This window comes from Acidocella sp. (genome assembly GCF_036489515.1).
Taxonomy (GTDB): domain Bacteria; phylum Pseudomonadota; class Alphaproteobacteria; order Acetobacterales; family Acetobacteraceae; genus Acidocella.
This window is the reverse complement of sequence record NZ_DASXFO010000061.1, coordinates 1-18,646: the sequence shown is the minus strand read 5'-3', so window position 1 is coordinate 18,646 and position 18,646 is coordinate 1. Positions and strand designations below refer to the sequence as shown.

Annotated in this window: 17 protein-coding genes; 4 read left to right on the top strand and 13 right to left on the bottom strand. The window is 61.9% G+C overall.

Annotated features, from left to right (window positions below):
• Positions 1-236: 236 nt before the first annotated feature.
• The 10 genes from VGG47_RS09725 to VGG47_RS09680 form a co-directional block, all read right to left on the bottom strand.
• Positions 237-2,732, bottom strand: coding sequence for a TadE/TadG family type IV pilus assembly protein (locus VGG47_RS09725; protein ID WP_331537910.1), 2,496 nt, complete (start codon positions 2,730-2,732; stop codon positions 237-239).
• 13 nt (positions 2,733-2,745) lie between these two features.
• Positions 2,746-3,510 (bottom strand): TadE/TadG family type IV pilus assembly protein, encoded by a 765-nt coding sequence (locus VGG47_RS09720; RefSeq protein WP_331537908.1) that lies wholly within the window; start codon positions 3,508-3,510, stop codon positions 2,746-2,748.
• Positions 3,507-4,058, bottom strand: coding sequence for a TadE/TadG family type IV pilus assembly protein (locus tag VGG47_RS09715; protein ID WP_331537912.1), 552 nt, complete (start codon positions 4,056-4,058; stop codon positions 3,507-3,509). Before VGG47_RS09715 ends, VGG47_RS09720 begins: the two co-directional genes overlap by 4 nt.
• Before the next feature lie 257 nt (positions 4,059-4,315).
• The gene (locus VGG47_RS09710) at positions 4,316-4,840 is read right to left on the bottom strand and encodes a hypothetical protein (RefSeq protein WP_331537906.1); all 525 of its coding nucleotides are present in this window, start codon (positions 4,838-4,840) and stop codon (positions 4,316-4,318) included.
• The gene (locus tag VGG47_RS09705) at positions 4,819-5,379 is read right to left on the bottom strand and encodes a TadE/TadG family type IV pilus assembly protein (protein WP_331537904.1); all 561 of its coding nucleotides are present in this window, start codon (positions 5,377-5,379) and stop codon (positions 4,819-4,821) included. The genes VGG47_RS09710 and VGG47_RS09705 overlap by 22 nt, the downstream gene beginning before the upstream one ends.
• A gap of 13 nt (positions 5,380-5,392) precedes the next feature.
• Positions 5,393-7,426, bottom strand: coding sequence for a pilus assembly protein TadG-related protein (locus VGG47_RS09700; protein WP_331537902.1), 2,034 nt, complete (start codon positions 7,424-7,426; stop codon positions 5,393-5,395).
• A 181-nt stretch (positions 7,427-7,607) separates the two neighbouring features.
• Positions 7,608-8,330: an anti-sigma factor family protein gene (locus VGG47_RS09695; RefSeq protein WP_331537900.1), complete on the bottom strand. Its 723-nt coding sequence runs from the start codon at positions 8,328-8,330 to the stop codon at positions 7,608-7,610.
• Positions 8,327-8,854: a sigma-70 family RNA polymerase sigma factor gene (locus tag VGG47_RS09690; protein ID WP_331537897.1), complete on the bottom strand. Its 528-nt coding sequence runs from the start codon at positions 8,852-8,854 to the stop codon at positions 8,327-8,329. Before VGG47_RS09690 ends, VGG47_RS09695 begins: the two co-directional genes overlap by 4 nt.
• Positions 8,855-8,879: 25 nt before the next feature.
• Positions 8,880-9,119, bottom strand: a complete 240-nt coding sequence (locus tag VGG47_RS09685; protein ID WP_331537894.1) for a cupredoxin domain-containing protein — start codon at positions 9,117-9,119, stop codon at positions 8,880-8,882.
• On the bottom strand, positions 9,106-10,161 hold the full coding sequence (locus tag VGG47_RS09680) for a metallophosphoesterase family protein (RefSeq protein ID WP_331537892.1): 1,056 nt from the start codon (positions 10,159-10,161) through the stop codon (positions 9,106-9,108). The genes VGG47_RS09685 and VGG47_RS09680 overlap by 14 nt, the downstream gene beginning before the upstream one ends.
• A 237-nt stretch (positions 10,162-10,398) precedes the next feature.
• On the opposite strand from VGG47_RS09680, the gene VGG47_RS09675 reads away from it, so the two are divergent.
• Positions 10,399-10,725 carry a hypothetical protein gene (locus VGG47_RS09675; protein ID WP_331537890.1) on the top strand — a complete coding sequence of 109 codons (327 nt, stop codon included), beginning with the start codon at positions 10,399-10,401 and terminating at the stop codon, positions 10,723-10,725.
• A gap of 129 nt (positions 10,726-10,854) precedes the next feature.
• On the opposite strand, the gene VGG47_RS09670 is transcribed toward VGG47_RS09675, so the two are convergent.
• From VGG47_RS09670 to VGG47_RS09660, 3 genes are read right to left on the bottom strand one after another with little or no spacing between them, the layout of a single operon-like run.
• Positions 10,855-11,598 carry an SDR family NAD(P)-dependent oxidoreductase gene (locus VGG47_RS09670; RefSeq protein ID WP_331537888.1) on the bottom strand — a complete coding sequence of 248 codons (744 nt, stop codon included), beginning with the start codon at positions 11,596-11,598 and terminating at the stop codon, positions 10,855-10,857.
• Between the two features lies 1 nt (position 11,599).
• Positions 11,600-13,480: a TRAP transporter large permease subunit gene (locus VGG47_RS09665; RefSeq protein WP_331537886.1), complete on the bottom strand. Its 1,881-nt coding sequence runs from the start codon at positions 13,478-13,480 to the stop codon at positions 11,600-11,602.
• Complete coding sequence (locus VGG47_RS09660; RefSeq protein WP_331537884.1) at positions 13,477-14,487, bottom strand: TRAP transporter substrate-binding protein; 1,011 nt, start codon at positions 14,485-14,487, stop codon at positions 13,477-13,479. The genes VGG47_RS09665 and VGG47_RS09660 overlap by 4 nt, the downstream gene beginning before the upstream one ends.
• Before the next feature lie 310 nt (positions 14,488-14,797).
• Between VGG47_RS09660 and VGG47_RS09655 the strand changes: the two genes are divergently transcribed.
• Genes VGG47_RS09655 through VGG47_RS09645 form a run of 3 tightly spaced genes read left to right on the top strand, consistent with a single transcriptional unit; the run spans position 14,798 to position 18,454 of the window.
• A complete protein-coding gene (locus VGG47_RS09655) occupies positions 14,798-15,625 on the top strand; it encodes an IclR family transcriptional regulator (RefSeq protein WP_331537882.1) in 828 nt (275 codons plus the stop codon).
• A 25-nt stretch (positions 15,626-15,650) separates the two neighbouring features.
• Positions 15,651-16,820 (top strand): acetyl-CoA acetyltransferase, encoded by a 1,170-nt coding sequence (locus VGG47_RS09650; RefSeq protein WP_331537880.1) that lies wholly within the window; start codon positions 15,651-15,653, stop codon positions 16,818-16,820.
• On the top strand, positions 16,817-18,454 hold the full coding sequence (locus tag VGG47_RS09645; RefSeq protein ID WP_331537878.1) for an acyl-CoA synthetase: 1,638 nt from the start codon (positions 16,817-16,819) through the stop codon (positions 18,452-18,454). The genes VGG47_RS09650 and VGG47_RS09645 overlap by 4 nt, the downstream gene beginning before the upstream one ends.
• The last annotated feature ends 192 nt before the right edge of the window (positions 18,455-18,646 follow it).

Below are 18,646 nucleotides of genomic sequence, written 5' to 3'. Positions count from 1 at the left end.
TTTCATCTACCAGACTCTCACCAAACTGGTCCGCCTCCCCATCGCCAAGGCGGCTTCACGATAGGGCACCCAGGCGCAAGGAAAGCAGCCGCTTTTTGAAAAAAGCGGCGCAAAAACTTTTGACTCCGCTGGGCCACGGGCGTTGTCAGCGACAGCGCCCATGGCCCAGCATTAACAAAGTTTTTTTGCTACTTTTTGTTCACAAAAAGTAGATTTCTGCCCCGCTTCGGTGGGGGTCATCCCGATAATGTCGCTGGCCCGCCGCCTGACACACCTGTTTCCGGCACGGAGCATGTGAACGCCACAACCGCGTTCCAATAGCCAAGGTCGTCGGCTTCGTATGTTCCCAGGTCGTTCCAGTACAGAGCATAAGTTTCTGGCGGATTGCTTATGCAGAGAATGGCGCCGAGTTGCGGGTTGGCGACCGGGTCGATCGCCGTGGCGTTATTCTGGCCACCGACGGCGGTAAAAGGCAGGGAGGTTCCCCCGCCTTCCTGAATGCTGACCTGAGACGCGGTGTTGCCATTGGCCTGGGGGTTGTAGCATTGATAAGATGTCGCCAAGGGCGGGTTGAAATCGTAATGGCTGCTGTAAGCGGGCTGTTCGATCACCACCGTGTCGCCGCTATAGGTTCCGGATGTTAAGGCATAAGAGTTGGTGGAAGAAGGCGTGTATCCATAACTCGTGACTGTGCCGCTGGAATTATAAGTCGCCGCGGTGTCTTTATCGGTGACAGTGCTTCCGCTCACGGTAACGTTGTTGTCATAGCCTCCGAGTTTATTGGTGATGACGCCGGGCATCAGGTCGGTAAATGTCTCACCATCCCAGATTGGGTCCATACCGACGATGGCGCCCGCAGATGTTTCAAGCAGCAGATAATAATCGGGCAGAAGCGCCTGATTGCTGCCGTTCACAGGCACGGCGGTGCCCAACGGCTGAATCAGCAAAGTGCAATTGCTATAGGTCGGTTGCCCCGTGGACAGGTAGGATGACTGATTTGCAGTCGATTCCTTCGTGCAATTATTGTTTCCTCCGGCAGCGTTGCCTTGTGCATTCCAGTTCCACCAAAGGTCATCCGCTGTTGGTGTCACGCCGCCATCTTCGGCGCTGGTCGCAGGCGTGCAGCCGGCGATGCTTGGTGGAAAAATGTCATTCGTGCCGGAGGTCATCGCGGCGCCGCTGGCATTCGCCGAAGGCGCGAGGGCGCTGTCCGTATAGGCCTGCCCCGGGAAGGCGGTGGAAAAAATGTTGAGTCCTTGCCAGCCTGTGGAACTGGCGTAGGAGCTGCTGATCGGGGCGCTGATCGTCGTCCCCGATCTGTTGTAATTCGGGCAGATGGCTTTGACCTTGTAGGTGTTGCCGTTGACGTCCGTGGTCGGGCCCACGGATATGGGCGAGACAAAGGGGATCAGGGCATGATTCGTCTCGTAAGTGGGAGGATAGCCTAGAACTTCATAGGCTGATGAATAGACATTTAAACTATCGGCCACGGGATCACCGTCGTTATCGGCACCAGTGGTGGTGTTCACGTTCATCGAGTCGAGCGATCCGTACAAGGTGTGATCAGGGCAACTACCTGTCAAAGCGGTATAATTGTTCGTGGTGGAGGATGCCGTCACCGTGGTGGTGTAGACGGCATTTGAACCATAGCCGCTATGTGGTGTCTTCGTGCCATCGGTGCCAGTGTTCGATGTCGTCACTGTGGGGGTGCCCGTCTCGGGACAATTTCCTTGCACGTTAAGCTGAGAGGCCGTGCATGATGGGTAAGTGTCCGTGGTATAAGTCGTGGTGGTTGATGTCACGACGGACTCACCGCTCTGATAATAGGTGCCGGTCGAGCTACCATTCTCATAGACCATGAGGTTCGTGCTGGCGGTAAAGTAATTCGTGGAATGGTAATTGTTCGCGCCGGTATAATTGATGAAGCTGAAGGCGATCGGCTGGTTTTGCTGCAGCGTGATCGACCCGCCGCTGCCACCGGTGCCGGCGCTGGTCGACAGCGCGATGAAGAGATAATTGCAGGTCGTCGACGAAGCCGTTCCGGGGTTATCCACTGCCAGCGGCCCGATGCTTGCGTAACTTGTGCAGCTTGAATTTGGCTGCGGCGTTTGATTGTATTCCGGCGTTGCCGTGCTGCCAGTGCCAGACATTGGCACGGCATAGGCATAAATGCCGCTCACGTCGCCGGCGGAACCAAAACCAGGGCTGGGAGGAATGTTCTTGCCGGAGATCGTCTCCGGCGGAAACGCCGTGGTGGCGATGCTTTTCACGGTCAACGTCTCGGACGGTATCACGAAGGACAAGAGCGAGTTTTTAAGCACCCCGGTGGCTGTCACGACGACGCAGTATTCCGCCGAACTGGGGCAGCCATATGTGGACGTCACCGTGGCATAGCTCGCGGTGCCGCCACACTGGGTCGATGTTCCGGTGCAGGTCAGTTCCGGCGTCGGCGCTGATGTCGTGACGAAATTCGCGAGCTGTGAAGCGGTTCCGCTATAAGCGGCGGTGGTGACGCTGGCGGCGTAGCTGGAAGATTCGGAGGTCTGCCAGACCCCCGCGCCGGCAATCGCCGCGGCATCCGTCGAGGCCTGCAGCAAGGCCCGCGCCGAGGCGACCCGCGAGAAATCCACCGCGGCGCCGGCGGCGATGAGCAGCGGGACAGTCATGATCGCCAGCGCCACCGCGGTGGCCGCGCGCCGGTCTCGAAGCAGTCGTTTGAGGATGAATGCCATGACCCCGGTCCTGCTAATTAGCCGTATTGGTATTGTTACAAACCTGCGTTGTCGCATTGCTGGCAAAGCAGGCAGTCCCGGAACATTGCAGTTCCTCTTGCGTTCCTGCGTAGCGCCAGCGCGTATAGGCCGCTTGCGTGAAAGTGGGGCGGCTATGAAGAATCACGCCCAAAATGCCCGGATAGGTCAGCGACGCCTGGACGATGATGGCATTGTCGCACGGGACTGCCAGCAAACCGGCCGTTCCCACAGTGCCACTGGTGCTCGGCGGCGATGTCGTGGCCAGCGTCTCGGCGTTGCTGGCGCCAATCGCCGAGGTGCTCGACGAGCTGGTGGCGCTGCAGCTGCTCCCCGACACCGAAAAATCGCCTTCCCAGACATCGTAGGATCGGCCGGTGCTGTAGGCCTTGGACGTCGTAGGCGCGCCTTGCGGGCTGGATTCCAAGGTCACGCCAGCGATTTTGAGGGTCATGCCGCTACCCGGAAACGGTGCCAATCCCAGCAGCGCGCCCTGGCAGATATTCTGGAGCGAGGCCTCGGACGTGCCGGTGGCCGGCACGCTCGAAATGCCATTGGTCGTTGCCTGGTTTTGGACCGCCACCATTTGCGCGACGTTGATCGTCATCGCATTCAACTTCGCTTCCGTCCGATAGAGGGTTAGGATTTCAATCGTGCCGATAAACAAAACCAGAAGAATCGGCATCACCAAGGCGAATTCGACCGCGGCGATGCTGCGCCGGTCCTTCAGGATCGGCAAGGTGAAGTGCGCAATCTTCATGGTTCCATCTCCGTGGCGACGGCGGAATAAAGCGACGGCGTGCCGTTTTCCGTGGCCACGCCCCCCGGCACGGAGAGAACTTTGAAGGGAATTGGGTAGGCAACCTGCACACTCAGCAACACCGGCGCGCCGGCCGACGTTGCCGTGACCCCGGTGAATGTTTGCGGCGAAGCCAAGTTTCCGGAGGAACTGAAGCTCGTCGTAGTGATCCCGCCCGTGCCGAAATACGCGCCGCCTTGGACCGAATATTGCAATGTGCCCGCACAGTTCGGCGCGACGAGGCCAAATTCCCCGCAGACGGCGGTGACGAACGCCGAACCCGTCGTGACATTGCCGATCTGTACCTGCCGCGTCGCGTTGCGAACGGCGTCATCCAGCGTCATCTGCCAGAACATGTCGATCGAGATCACAAAAATACCGAAAATAAACAAAAAAAAAGCCGCGCCGATGATCGCGAACTCGACGGCCGTGTCCGCTTTTGTTTCAGAACACAGATTTTTTGTCAGAAAAAAAATTTTTGACGTATATTTTTGTATAAATTTTTTCATGCTCAACCACTGTTATCGCACAAAAAACATGTTACTATATCGTAATTTGTTAAAGCAAATCAAAACTTTGGGAAACAGACCGTTATGATCGCGATCCAATCAAGAAAGTTCAAGCAGCCGCTTTTTGAAAAAAGCGGCGCAAAAACTTTTGCGTTATGCTGGGTCATGGGCGTTGTCACCGACAACGCCCATGACCCAGCATAACAAAGTTTTTTTGCTACTTTTTGTTCACAAAAAGTAGGCTTCCTTACTCTCCGCTACTGGACCTGGATCTTGCCGCTGACGCTCAACCGGTAAGGTGACGATAAAATGCCCGGCAGCGGTATGGGCAGAAAAACACGCGTCGTGACCTGATACGTCACAAGAGTCTGCTGGGTTTGCGCGGATGAGCAGGTGGTCGCCTGATAGGTGATCGCCGCGCTGGAGCTTATCGGCGGGGTAAAGCAGCCATAGGAAATCCCGCCATTGGCGCCGCCGCTCGAGAGCGTCGTGGGGAGCGTGACCTGGTAGTCTGACTGCCGGTTGATGAGGCTGATAATGTAACCCGCCTCGGTCAGATTGGTCGCATTGCCGGGATTGGTCCAGGCAAAGTAATCGAGCGCCTGGAACGCGGTCCTGAGCTGGGCCTGGGCCGACATGATGAGGACAAAATCCGTCCCACCGGCGAACAACGGCAGCAGGATGAAGACCGACACCAAAGCGAATTCAATCGAGACGTTGCCGCGCCCGCTCCGCGCGGCCCGGCGCCGCAGGATCCCGGCTAACCGTTGGAGCTGGCGCATGCGGTGGTCTGGTTTTGGGATCCCATCACGGTGGTGACGGTCGTAATGGTGAGCGGGATGCTCGGAAACAGCCCGTTAAAGCCGATCGGAGACCATCGGTAGCTGCCCGTGAGCGTGAGGTAGAGACCTGGTGGGTCCCCCGCTTGATTATTGGTGCCATTATTTGTCCAAGTGACCGTGACCAGCGGATTGCTGCCGCTGGCATCGCCGGCACTCGGCAGCGCGGGCCCGGCCGCGTTGTTGAAGTCGGTGACGATGTTGCCGGGGGATGGACAGGTAAATGCGCCGGTATTGGCATATTGGGCTGAGGTAAAGACGGCGGCGGCGCGGGCGGCGCTCTGAACCCCCCGCGCGAGCGCCGACAAGGACAGGCCGAGCAGGCCTAAATTGAGGATGCCAAAAATGAACAGGAGCAGCGCCACGCTGCAGATCGCGAACTCCACGGCAGCAGCCGCCCGCCGCGCTCGGGCGAATGCCAGCACAGCGCCGCAACCTGTGAACACGCCCTGCTTTTCGGGCCTGAACGGGGATTTTGACATGGAGATAGCGCGCCTACTGCACAAGCATCGCGCCGGTGCTGGTCGACCCGCTGTCGCTCCCGCTGCTCGATGTCTCGGTGAGATTGATGGCGCCGCTGCCGCTATCCGTCACCGAGGCGACTTCGAGCCCGGGGAGGCCGGAGGTGGAGATGGTCATGGAAGCGCCACCGGAAACCGTCAGCGGCGCATTAGGGGCATAGATCGCGCCAGCGAAGGCGCCGGAGGCGCCCTCGGTGACGCTATCGGCGGTCGTGTCGCCGCGGGACTGATAGATCAACACGCCGCAAATGCCCTCGCCATCCGTGCCGTCGTAAGGGGCCGCAGAGCCTTCATAAGAAGGATTGGGGAAATTGGCGGGAGCGACGCAATTGCTGGAGGGCGCTGAAAGAGAGACAGAGGCCCCGGCGTCGATGGTGAAACCGGCGTTGCCCTCGAGCACGAAAGTCACCCCGTTGCCGGTGACTGTGGGACCGGACCCGATGTCGAGATTGCCGTTGCGGATGTAATAAATGCCGGGGTTGAACACGACGGAGCGGGCGCCGCCGCTGATGGTGAGCCCGCCGTCGAAAAAATAGGTGTTCGGCGCGGGAGTGGCGTCTGAGGAGACCGGATTGCCGAACACATAGGTGCCTTGCCCGGCGTAGAACGCCCCGGCGTCACCCGAGTTTTCGGAATTGGAATTGCCGGCATAGCTTGTGAGCTCGTAGAGGCCGGAACTGAGCGTCATCTGCGGGCCGCCATTGGTGATCCCGATGCCGCCGTTCACATAATAAGTGGGGCCTTCGAGGGCGAGGGAAGACGAGATATCGGTTGAGAGCCCCCAACCCGTGTAGCTGCTGCCAGACATCGCGCCGTTGAGATAATACGTACCGGGGTCAAGCGTGGCGGAACCGTTGTTCATAACGGTGCCGCCGTTCACCACCATGGTGATCGGGCTGGTCTGGGCGCTGCTGCCGATGGTGAGCGCTGTGTCCGAGGTTACGTCCATCCCGCCATTGATGTAGTAGTCATCCCCGTTCAGCGTGGTTGTCTTATTCGACTGGCCGCTGAAACCGCCGGTGATGAAGGTGGTTCCGGTGGTGGTCCCTTCGTTGAGGAGCAGCGAGGCAACGCCGAAGCCGCTCATGCCGGTGAGATAATTCGGATCGAGTTCGCACCCGGCGTTAAAATCTCCGAGCACGAGGCAATCCCCCACCCCTTCCGCGCTCCATGTATTGAAGCCCAAATCCGGGGTCACCGGGCTGGCGGCCTCAACCGGCGCGGAGGGCGTCGTCCAGCCCGGGTTCCAGATCGACATGCCGGCCGCGGCGCTATCGGTTGGGTTCATGTCGGCGAGCGGGTCGGTCGCCGCGGGCGCGTTCAAGGTGACCGTGGACGAGGAATCAGAGGGGGTGGCGCTGGCGCTGGTGCCGATATAGCCGGCGCCGCTCACGCTGACGCAGTTCGCCTCGGTCGCCACCTCGGTGCCGATGATCTTGCCCGAACCGGTTGCCGACATGCTGCAGCCCGTCTCCTCGTTCGAGGAGATGCCGCAATTCGTGCCGATCACGCTCGCGGCACCGCTGAGCGATATCGCGCCTTGGGTCGCGATCAGGCAGGCCGGGCTCGAAGGCAACACCAAGTCTGCCGAGGCGCTTGCCGATTGCTGGCCGATCGGAACCCCCAGGAACCCGATGCCGCCCACCGCGGAGAAGAAGCTGCGGCGCGGTATGGTCGCGCTCGCCACCCATTGCGTGCTCGCGGCGCCATTCACCGTGACTTTGCTGGAGGTCAGCGTGAGGGGCGTGGCAGTGGTCGTGCCCGCGCTCGCGGGCGGCGTAAAGGCAAACTGCCCGTTTGTCGCGTTGTTGGCCGCAGCCACGGCGAACGGCTCCGCCATGTTGGTGCTGTCGACGCTGTATTTTTCAGCCGCTGTCGCTGCGGCGAGTGCCGCGGCATCCACCGCCGATTGCAGCCCCTCCTGCTGCTCGTACCAATAGCCGACATCCACCGCGAGGCCGGTCGCCGCGATCAATAGAGGGGCTGAAAGAGCGATGATCAATGCCACCGCCGCCTTGCGGTCTCGCAGTCGGCATAGGGCACGCACAACGGACCGCAGCACAACAGAATAAGGCAATTGCGTGTCTTCCTATGCAGATACTGGCGGGGCGGACCACCATCCTATCGCTGTTTCCTGTGCTGGATCTTTGTTAAAAAATCAACCATCGGACCGGCCGCCGGCGAAAAACTCAGCCCTTGGTTAAACGCGCGACCAACATATCCAAACCCAGCCCGGGCCTGGCGCTGGCGGCCCAATATTCACGATCGCCGTCATTCCAGTAGCGGATCACCATGCCGCGATAAGTTGCATTTTTGACCACATGCGCCGGCTCGCCATTGGCCGCCCAGATGCACAAGGTGATTGTCTTCCCCGAGCGCAAATACTGCAGGACTTGCGCGACATGGCCGGCTACCAGATCGCGCCGCGCCGCCACCAGTTGAAACCCGGCGATCACCGGGGCCGGTTCGGCCGCCACGCTACTTTCCGACACCGAGCTCCGCAGCACGGCGTCGCGGACCCCTGCAAAATCAACCGTTTCATTATGACGTGGCGCCAACAGCGCCGCCGTCATCGCCGCAATCACGAGGGCCGCCGCGGCCCAGCCAAGACGCTGACCGCGCCGGCCCATGATCGGCATCCTTGAGGCGACATGCATCAGCTTGTTCGCGACCGGCGACCGGACAACTGCTTGCGCATCCAGCGCCGCCTCGATCTTCGCCTGCAATCGGGACGGCGCGTCGCGCTCCGGTATCAGCTGTGAGAGGTCATTGCGAAGCTGGCCGAGTTCGGCCAGCAATTTGCGGCAGGAGGGGCAGTCTGCCAGATGCGCGGCCAACAAAGCGGCATCCGGCGGCCCCAACTCGCCATCGAGCAAGGCGTTGATAGGCTCGAGCCTGTCTTCGCAGATCACGAGACATCTCCATCATGCGCGGCCATCCAGGCGGCACGCAGATCATTTCTGGCACGTGACAGACGCGACATTACGGTTCCCACCGGCACGGACAGAGCGAGCGCGATCTGCGTGTAAGAGAGACCGCCGAACTCGCGCGTCACCAAAGTTTCCCGTAACGTTTCCGGCAGAGTATCGATGAGATGACGGAGGCGTTGCGCGCGATCCCGCGCGAGCACTTCCTGTTCGGGATTCGGTAACAAATCGGCAACCTCGGAAAACCATTCACTGTCGGTGGAAAGCGCAGCCGGCGCTGCTTTAGAGCGGTACAGGTTGCGCATGATCACGGCCATCCAGGCCCGAAAATCATCACCTTGATAGGTATCGAAGTAGCGCCATGCGCGCAGCATCGTGTCTTGCACCAGATCCTCCGCGCGCTGCTGGTTTCCGGTCAGGCCGATCGCCAGACGATGAAATCTCCCCAGCAGCGGCAATGCCAGCGCGCGAAACCGGTCCATCCGTTCATCAGCCGGTGCCTGCCTCATGTTTGATGGAGCCTGGGACAGTGAACTATTGTACGTCCACCTCTCCTCGCATGTCCGGATGGATGGCACAACGATAATGATAAATGCCCACCTTTTGAAACACGAAACTCCAGCTTGCATTCGGGTCGATCGCGCCGGAATCGAAGCTTTTTCCGTCGAGCGCAGTGGCGGTATGGGGAACGGAATCCTGGTTGGTCCATGTGACTTTGTCCCCCGGATGCACCGTGATCGTTGCCGGGGAAAAAGTATAGTTATCGATCGTCACGGTGGCGGTTGCCGCATAAGCGTAACTCGCGCTGCCCGCGGCAAGCAGGGTCGTGAGAACGAGAAAACGTTTCAGCATGGCGCGCCTCCCTATGTGCTGAGCGTGTCATCGGTGACCGCGAGCCGCGTATCGGTCTCGCGATAGGCAATTTTCGTGATACCAGATACGTGCCGACCTCACCCGCCGGAACATTCAGCAGCGGCCCCTCATGCGGCGGCGTACCTGGTTTTGGTTGCGGAAACGCCGTCGACCGTGCCGTATGGAAGGCCATATTCCCTTCCGTTTTCTGCATGATTTGATGGATATGTCCGTTGAGGATCGTCACCGACCCAAAGCGACGCAGCAACGCCAGCGCCGCCGGCGCATCCCCCGTGCCCCATCCCCAGGCGGCATAGATGGTCCAGAGGGGAATATGCGCGAACACGACAACCGGCGTGGAGGCGCTCTGCCCGCGCAGGTCATCCGCCAGCCAAGCGATCTGTTCCGGTCCCAGCAGCCACTGGCCATCCGGCCCGTTATGCACAACGTTGACGAGCCCGACAAAGTGGACACCATGACTGTCGAAACTGTACCAGCCATCGCCTTTGGTGTTTTTGCCGTAGCGGGCGAGGTAGAGTTTCTTGCCCGGATCGAGCATGTCGTGTTCGCCGGGCACATGATAGATCTCCAGCCCCGACGTCGCGTTGATCTGATCGGCGGTGTCGAATTCCGGCACCTTCGCAAGGTGGCTGATATCGCCGGTATGCAGCATGAAAGCCGGCGCCGCTTGCAGCGATTTCGCCTGGTTGATCGCCGCCTGCAGCGTGCCGGTCACATCCTGGTAAGGCCCAGCCTTAAATCCGATATGACTGTCACTCATCTGCAGAAACGTGAAATTGCCGGCTGAGGGGGCCATGTCAGCGGCTTGCGCGCTGCCGATCAGACCGATTGTGCGGGGTACGCCACCGACCACAGACCACAGCATGCCGGTGCCGATCCATCCCGCGCAAGCCAGGGTGCGGCGGCGCGATAGGGTGTGAGACGCAAGGTTACGATCATCCATGGGAAGACTCCTGCGATTAACGTCTTCCTAAGACTTCTGTTGCTCTCGGTTTATTCTGGCCGTCGCTGAAATTTTTCGTCATGCACTCCCGGTTAGCGGAAAATCCTCGTTTTATAGTAGGATTTATGGCGAGGGCATGCTAAACGCCATTCATTCCTGACATAATCTCATGACAGCTCTCAGGAGCTCGTGCTCGGGAGGGTTTTATCAGTGTCCCGATCGCTCCGCTGCGGTTCCATGGCTTTTGTAGTGCTCGGCCCTGCCATTTTGTTGGCATGTAGCCAACCAAAATCGATTCCTGACGTGGGAGCAAACAGCCATATCTCGGCACCTATTCATGCGTTTTCATTGGACACGCCGCTGCACCAAATAGCCGAGAACAAGCAAGGCAAGGCGATCCTGGTTCATGACTTGCCCGGATTAATGGCCAGTCGAAGCTACATTCTGTTTGATGACATGAGCCTGTCCCAGATCGCCGTCATGTCGGGAGGACGGTTGACCAAAGCAAAACTTGCCGTGGTTGAAGCAGACCTTTCCAACATGCCCGCCGCCCCCGGGCAGTAACGAGGAAGAAAGGCTACTTTTTGTGAACAAAAAGTAGTTTTCTGCGCCTTTGGGCCCGTGCAGTGTCAGCGCCACAGGCCCAGCATAACAAAAGTTTTTGCGCCGCTTTTTTTAAAAAGCGGCACCTTTCTATGCAGCCGGCAGCCCGGCACCCAGGAACCCGCCATCGACAGCCAGCACATGGCCGGTGATGTAACTCGCGTCACCGGAGCACAGGAAAACCGCCGCACCCGCCATCTCCTCCGGCTGCGCGTAGCGGCGAAGCGGTGTACGCTCCACCCAGCGCCCTCGAATTTCCGCGGAATGCATCTCTGCGACCAACGGGGTATCCACCGGGCCAGGCGCCAGCACATTGACGCGGATGCCGTCGGCCGCGAGGTCCACCGCCATCACCTTGCTCAGCAGCACCACGCCGCCCTTCGAGGCGCCATAGGCGGAGCGGCCGACATTGCCGGCGACGCCCGAGACGCTGGCGATGTTGACGATGGCGCCGCCGGTCCCGCGCATCGCACGCGCCGCGGCCTGGCCGACGATGAAGGTCCCGCGCAGATTGACCGCGACGATCCGGTCGAACAATTCGAGCGACGTGTCGAGGAACGGAACGTCCTTGCCGATGCCGGCGGAATTCACCACGCAATCGAGCCGCCCATGGCGCGCGAGAATCGCATCGACCAGGGCCTGCACGCTCTCAGGGTTAGAGATGTCGGCGCGGTAGGGCGCAAGCGGCCCGTCGGCGAGGCTGGTCGCCTCGGCCGCGAGATCGGCCGCGACGACGCTCGCCCCTTCTTCGACGAAGCGCTGCGCGATCGCCGCCCCGATACCGGACAGACCGCCAGTGACCAGCGCGATCTTGCCGCTCAAACGTGCACCCATTTTATTTACCTCCCAAAAACCCAACCGATAGAAAGGGAAAAGCGGCGACCACCACGATGCCGATCAGCAGCGCGATCATGTAGGGCCAGATCCTGCGCAGCCCGGCATCCGGGTTGACCCGGCCGATCGCGCAGGCCGCGTAGTAACCGACCCCGAAAGGCGGCGAGAACAGGCCGATGCCCATCGCAAGCACGACCACGATCGCATAATGCACTTCGTTGACGCCAACCGCCGCCGCGATCGGGAACAGCAGCGGGCCGAACAGCACGATCGCGGGAATGCCTTCGAGCACGCTGCCCAGGACGATGAAGGCGAGCACCGAGACCGCCAGGAAACCGAACCGCCCGCCGGGCACCGCCTCCATCGCAGCACTTAGGCTTTGCGAGAAGCCGGACTGCGTCAGCGCCCAGCCCATCGCGCTGGCGGCACCGATGATGAACAGAATCGCGCCCGAGAGCGAAGCGGTATCGACCAACATCGGATAGACGCGCCGCCAGTCGAATTTGCGATAGATCAGCAGCCCGGCCACGACCGCATAGGCGATACCGATGGTCGAGACCTCGGTCGCGGTGGCGACGCCCATGACCACGGCCGAACGGATCAGGAAGGGCAGTGCCAGCGCCGGCAGTGCCACCCAGAAACGGCGCAACTTCACAGCGCGGGTGAAACGCTCGGCGTGCGCGACATCGTCATCCGCCGAGCGGAACCAGGCGATCGCGCCGAGGGCCAGCGCGAGCACCAGGGCCGGCAGCAAGCCGCCGGCGAACAAGGCTGCGATGGAAACGCCGGTCGCCGAGCCGATCGCGATCAGCACGATCGAGGGCGGGATGGTTTCGCTCATCGCCGCGGCGCTGGCGAGCACTGAAACCATCTCGCCTTCGTCCATGCCGCGCTTCTTCATCTCGGGGAACAGCACCGGGGCGACCGCCGCCATGTCCGCCGCCTTGGAGCCCGAGATGCCGGCCACCAGGTAGATCGCGCCGAGCAGCACATAGCTGAGACCGCCGCGCACCGAGCCAAGCAATGAAGCAAGAAAGGCGACCATCGCCTGCGCCATGCCGGTCATCTCGATCAGCCCGCCGAGAAAGACGAAGAGCGGCACCGCGAGCAGGATCAGCGAACTCATGCCCTGATCCATCGTGCCGAGCATCACGCTGGGCGGCGCGGGTGCGAGCGTGACGATATAGGCGAAGGTGGCAAGGCCGAAGGCGAAGCCGACCGGAACCCCGGCGAGCACGCCACAAGCGAGCAGCGCCACGAAAAAGACCAGCAGATTCCAGTTGCCTATCGCCGCCAGCGCATCCTGGCCGAGCCAGAGCAACGCGGCCACCACGGCGAGGAGTGCTGCGGTGACGGCAAGATCGCGCCAGTCGCTGCGCGCAAGCTGGATCAGCGCGAAGAGCAGCATCAGCCCCGCCCCCGCCGGCAGCGCGCTGGTGCGGATCATGTCGGAGAGGCCCAGCGCCGGCGAGGTGATGAACGCCTGTCCCTGTGCGTAGTCCGCGGCCTGCGGCAGGATCAGCGCGAGGAACAAAGCGGTCGTGCCGATCGCCACCGTCTGCAGGCATTGCGCGACGCGCGGCGGCACCGCGTTCACCAGCGCGGTCATGCGCATATGCTGGCCGCGCTGCAGCGCGATGACGGAGCCGAGCATCGCCAGCCAGAGGAATAGAATCCCCGCGAGTTCGTCCGACCAGACCAGCGGCGCGTTCAGCACGAAACGCGCGAACACGCCGGCCGAGAGAATGACGATCTCGGCCAGCACCAGCAACGCGGCCGGCACCTCGACCGCGCGGCGCAGGAAGTGCTCGACGATCTTGAGCACCGCATGACGCCGCTGCAACGGCGTCACCTGCGTCTCCGCCCCATAGGACGTGCTCACCCCAGCGCGCCCGTGTAACCCTCAAGAAGGCTCCAGGCCTGGTCGCCGAACTTGCCCTTCCAGGAGGAATAGAAGCCGGCGTGCGTGAGCGCGGCGCGGAATTGCGCGGGATCGGTATCGTTGAAGGCGAGCCCCTGCGCGCTCAGGCTGGTTTGCAGAGTGGCGTTGAGCGAGGCGACATCGCCACGTTGCCGGAGGGCTGCGGCGTTGAGTTCCCGTTCGGCGAGGGCCTGCAGATCCGCCGGCAGCCGCTTGAACGCAGCCGGGTTCGCGAGCGTCCAGAAGCCGTCCCACATATGGTTGGTGAGTGAACAGTATTTCTGCACCTCGTAGAGCTTCGCCGAGCTGACGATGGCGAGCGGATTTTCCTGCCCATCGACGATCTTGGTCTGCAACGACGTGTAGACCTCGTTGAAGCTGATCGTCGTGGGCGACGCACCGAAATCGCTAAACATCGAGGTCCAGAGCGCCGCGGGCGGAACACGGATGCGCAGCGCGTGCAGATCATCGGGCGTGCGGATCGGATGGTTTCCGGTGGTGATCTGGCGGAAGCCGTTGTCGAAGATCTTCTCAAAGGCGATCAGCCCGCGCGCTGCGATCGCCGTGCGCACGAATGCCCCGAGCTGCCCGTCCATGGCGCTGAAGGCCTGCGTGGAATCCTTGAAAGCGAAGCCCACCCCGTTGATCGCCGAGAGCGGCACCAGTGTCGAGAGGATCAGCGGCGAGAGGGTGAAGAACTGGAGCGCGCCGGAGCGCACCTGGCTCAGCATCACCGGGTCAGTGCCGAGCTCGCTGTTCGGAAAGAGCGTGATATCCAGGCGGCCGTCGCTCTCGGTCTTGATCTTCGCCAAGGCCTCGCCGATGCGCACGTTGAGCGGATGGACCGCCGGCAGATTGGTCGCGAATTTGTAGGAAAATTGCGCAGCATCGGCCTTGCCTGTGCGGATCGCGACAAGCGGCAGTGCGGCGCCCCCGGCCAACATGGTCCGGCGCGTGATTTTTGACATGGAACGTTCCCTCTAGACGACTTGTTAGAAGATTATTGCTCGCGGATCGCCTCCAGGCAACCGGATAAGGCAGCCCGAAACATTATCTGACAATTATTGCAAAATAAGTCCATATAGTGGACATCGTTTTTTTATTTCCTCAAATTATTTGCGACAAACCTATAGGTCCTAGACTTATTCATTGTAAAGCGTATATTGCCCGTAAAGTTTGGGGCCATATTCTGGACCAATAAAAAATACCGATACCAGATGCCAAGCTAAAATTTAAATGCCAAGATAAATAATGACGATGCGGCGAGGGAAAACGGACGTGTCCAAGGACGATGCCCCAGGCACCCAAAGTCTCGACCGCGCGCTCGGCCTGCTGCGACTCGTCGCCACACGCGCGGGGCGCGGCATCAGGCTGAGTGAGCTCGTGCAGCAATCCGGCTTGACCAAGCCCACCGTCCATCGGCTGCTGCAGGCCCTCGAACGGCAGGGCTTCCTGGCGCAGGACGGTGTCACGAAACTCTATCATCTCGGCCCCGAATCCTTCGTGATCGGCACGCTCGCGCATGAGCGCTACGGCATCCACAGGGCCGCGCTGCCGAGCCTCTCGCGCCTCGCCACGGCGTCCGAGGACACCGCCTTCCTCACCGTGCGCCGCGACTGGTACGGCATCTGCCTGCATCGCCAGGAAGGCGCCTTCCCGATCCGCTCCTATGTGCTGCAGGCCGGCGATCGCCACCCGCTCGGTGTCGGCGCCGGCAGCCTCGCGATCCTCGCGGCGCTGCCGCCGGCCGAAGCGGAGGCGATTATCCAGCACAACACGCCGGATCTTCTGGCGCGCTATCCGGGTTTTCCGCCCGAACGGCTCCGTGAACAGACCGCGCTCGCCCGCGCGAACGTCTATGCGTTCAATCCGGGCCAGCTCTATGCCGGCAGCTGGGCGGTCGGTGTCGCGGTCGTCAACCGCGCGGGACAATGCGAAGGCGCACTCTCGATCGCCGCCATCGACCAGCGCCTGCAACCGGCGCGCTGCGCGCAACTCGTCGCCCTTCTGCACAGCGAGGCCGAACGCCTCGCCGAACGCCTCGAGCGTCCCGCCGGGGCCACCAATATTGCCGCGCGGGCGCGCCAGAATTCAATGAACCACTAACCGTTTCGATGAGGAGCAGGAAACCATGACAGAAGCATGCATCGTCGGATGGGCGCATACCCAATTCGGCAAGCTCGACGAGCCCGACGCGGAGCGCCTCATCGAGCGCGTCGCGGAAGCGGCGATTCGCGACGCAAGCGTGGCGCCCGCCGAGATCGATGGCGTGTTTGTCGGCCATTTCAACAATGGGTTCAGCCGACAGGATTTCCCGAGCTCGCTCGCGATCCAGAGCGTGCCCGACCTGCGTTTCAAGCCCGCGACGCGCTTTGAGAATGCCTGCGCGTCAGGCTCCGCCGCGGTCTATGGCGCGCGCGATTTCATCGCTGCGGGGCGCGGGCGGCTGGCGCTGGTGATCGGCGTCGAGAAAATGACCGCCGTGTCCGGTGCGCAGGTGGGCGACAATCTTCTCGCCGCCTCCTACCGGCGCGAGGAGGGCGATATTCCCGGCGGCTTCGCCGGCGTGTTCGGGCGGATCGCCGAGACCTATTTCCAGCGCTTCGGCGACCAGTCCGATGCCCTCGCCACGATCGCGGCGAAGAACCACAAGAACGGCGTCGACAATCCCTATGCGCAGATGCGCCGCGATCTCGGCTACGCCTTCTGCCGCAAAGCCTCGGAGAAAAACCCCTATGTCGCGGGGCCGCTGAAGCGCACCGATTGTTCCCTGGTCAGCGACGGTGCCGCGGCGCTGATCCTGGCCGATGAGGAGACCGCTGCCGCACTCGGCAAATCCGTTCGCTTTCGCGCCGCCGTGCAGGTCAACGACTATTTGCCGCTCTCGCGCCGTGACCCGACGCGGTTCGAAGGTGCCGCCACCGCCTGGGCCGCGGCACTCGGGCACGCGCACCTCACGCTCGACGATCTTTCCTTCGTCGAGACGCATGATTGCTTCACCATCGCCGAGCTAATCGAATACGAGGCGATGGGCCTGGCACCACACGGACAGGGCGCGCGCGTGGCACTTGACGGGCTGACCACGCCGGACGGCAAGCTGCCGGTCAATCGCTCGGGCGGGCTGAAGGCAAAGGGCCATCCGGTGGGCGCGACCGGCGTCTCGATGCATGTGATCGCCGCGATGCAGCTCACCGGCAGCGCCGGCGCGATGCAGCTGCCACGCGCCGAGCTCGGCGGCGTGTTCAACATGGGCGGCGCCGCGGTCGCCAACTACGTCTCGATCCTGGAGCGCCAGCGGTGAGCGCCGCACCCCGCGGCGGCATCAGCCCTTGCAGCCGGCGCGTGATGAATCTCGCGCATTTCCTGCGCCAGGCAGCACGTCGCCATGGCGAAGAGATCGGCTTCGTCTGGGGCGATCTCGAACTCAGCTGGGCCGAGCTCGACCGTCGGGTCGACGGCATGGTCGCAGCCCTCGCCGCGCGCGGTGTCGTGAAAGGCGATCGCATTCTGGTGCAGTCGCGCAATTGCCATCAGCTCTTCGAATCGATGTTCGCCTGCTTCCGGCTCGGCGCCGTCTGGGTGCCGACCAATTTCCGGCAGACGCCTTCAGAGGTCGCCTATCTCGCCGCTTCCAGCGGGGCCACGGTGATGATCTGCCAGAGCGAATTCGCAGGCCATGTCGCCGCGGCGCGCGAGGCGGCGCCGGACTTGCACCTGATCATCGCCATCGGTGCCGCGGAGTTCGGCGCGGAGTATGACGCGCTCGTCGCCGCCCACCGCGACAGCCCCCCGACGCAAGCCGATGTCGAGCACGACGATCCCTGCTGGTTCTTCTTCACCTCGGGCACCACCGGCAGGCCGAAAGCAGGAATCCTCACGCATGGGCAGATGGGCTTCGTCGTCACCAACCACCTCTGCGATCTGATGCCCGGCACCACGGAGGCGGATGCGTCCCTCGTGGTCGCCCCGCTCTCCCATGGTGCGGGCATCCACCAGCTCGTACAGGTGGCACGCGCGGTGAAGACGGTGCTGCCGGCGAGCGACCGGCTCGATCCGGCGGAGATGTGGTCGCTGGTCGAACGCTGGCGCATCACCAACATGTTCACCGTGCCGACCATCGTGAAGCTGCTCACCGAGCATGCCTCCGTCGATGCGTACGATCATTCCTCGCTGCGCTACGTGATCTATGCGGGCGCACCGATGTATCGCGAGGATCAGAAACACGCGTTGCGAAAACTCGGCGCGGTGCTCGTCCAGTATTTCGGGCTCGGCGAAGTGACCGGCAACATCACCGTTCTGCCCCCTGCCCTGCACAATCCCGAGGACGGCCCGGCCTCGCGGATCGGCACCTGCGGCTTCGCGCGCACGGCGATGCAAATTTCCATCCAGGACGAAGCCGGGCATGAACTCGAACCCGGCGAGACCGGCGAAATCTGCGTCTGCGGCCTCGCGGTCTTCGCCGGCTACTACAACAACCCCGAGGCCAATGCCAAAGCCTTCCGCAACGGCTGGTTCCGGACTGGGGATCTCGGCCACATGGACCGGGAAGATTTCCTGTTCATAACCGGCCGCGCCTCGGACATGTATATTTCCGGCGGCTCCAACGTCTATCCGCGCGAGATCGAGGAGAAACTGCTGAGCCATCCGGCGATCGCAGAGGTCGCGATCCTCGGCGTGCCCGACCGCGTCTGGGGCGAGATCGGCGTCGCGGTGGTGGTGCCCCGCGCCGGTGCGGCACTCGACGAAGCGGCGGTGCTGGCCTGGGTCGAGAGCAAGGTGGCGCGCTACAAACTGCCCCGGCGCGTGTTCTTCTGGGACGAGTTGCCGAAATCGGCCTACGGCAAGATCACCAAGAAGATCATCCGCGAGGAACTGCAGGCGCGCGGCTGCCTCGAGCCCCAACCGGCCGGCCTATCGGAACGCGTATCGAGCTGAGGAGACCGCGATGAAAGCCCTATCCAGCACGCATTTCCCACGTCCGCGGACGCTAATACCAACGGCGTTAAGCATTGACCTGTTTTGCCCAGCTCCGTGTTGCGATTGAGGTTATTTTATCTGGCTGCGCCACCAGGCTGTTCCAAGCGCTGCAGCAGGCTTCGACGATTGCCTCCTGGGTTTCGAATACTC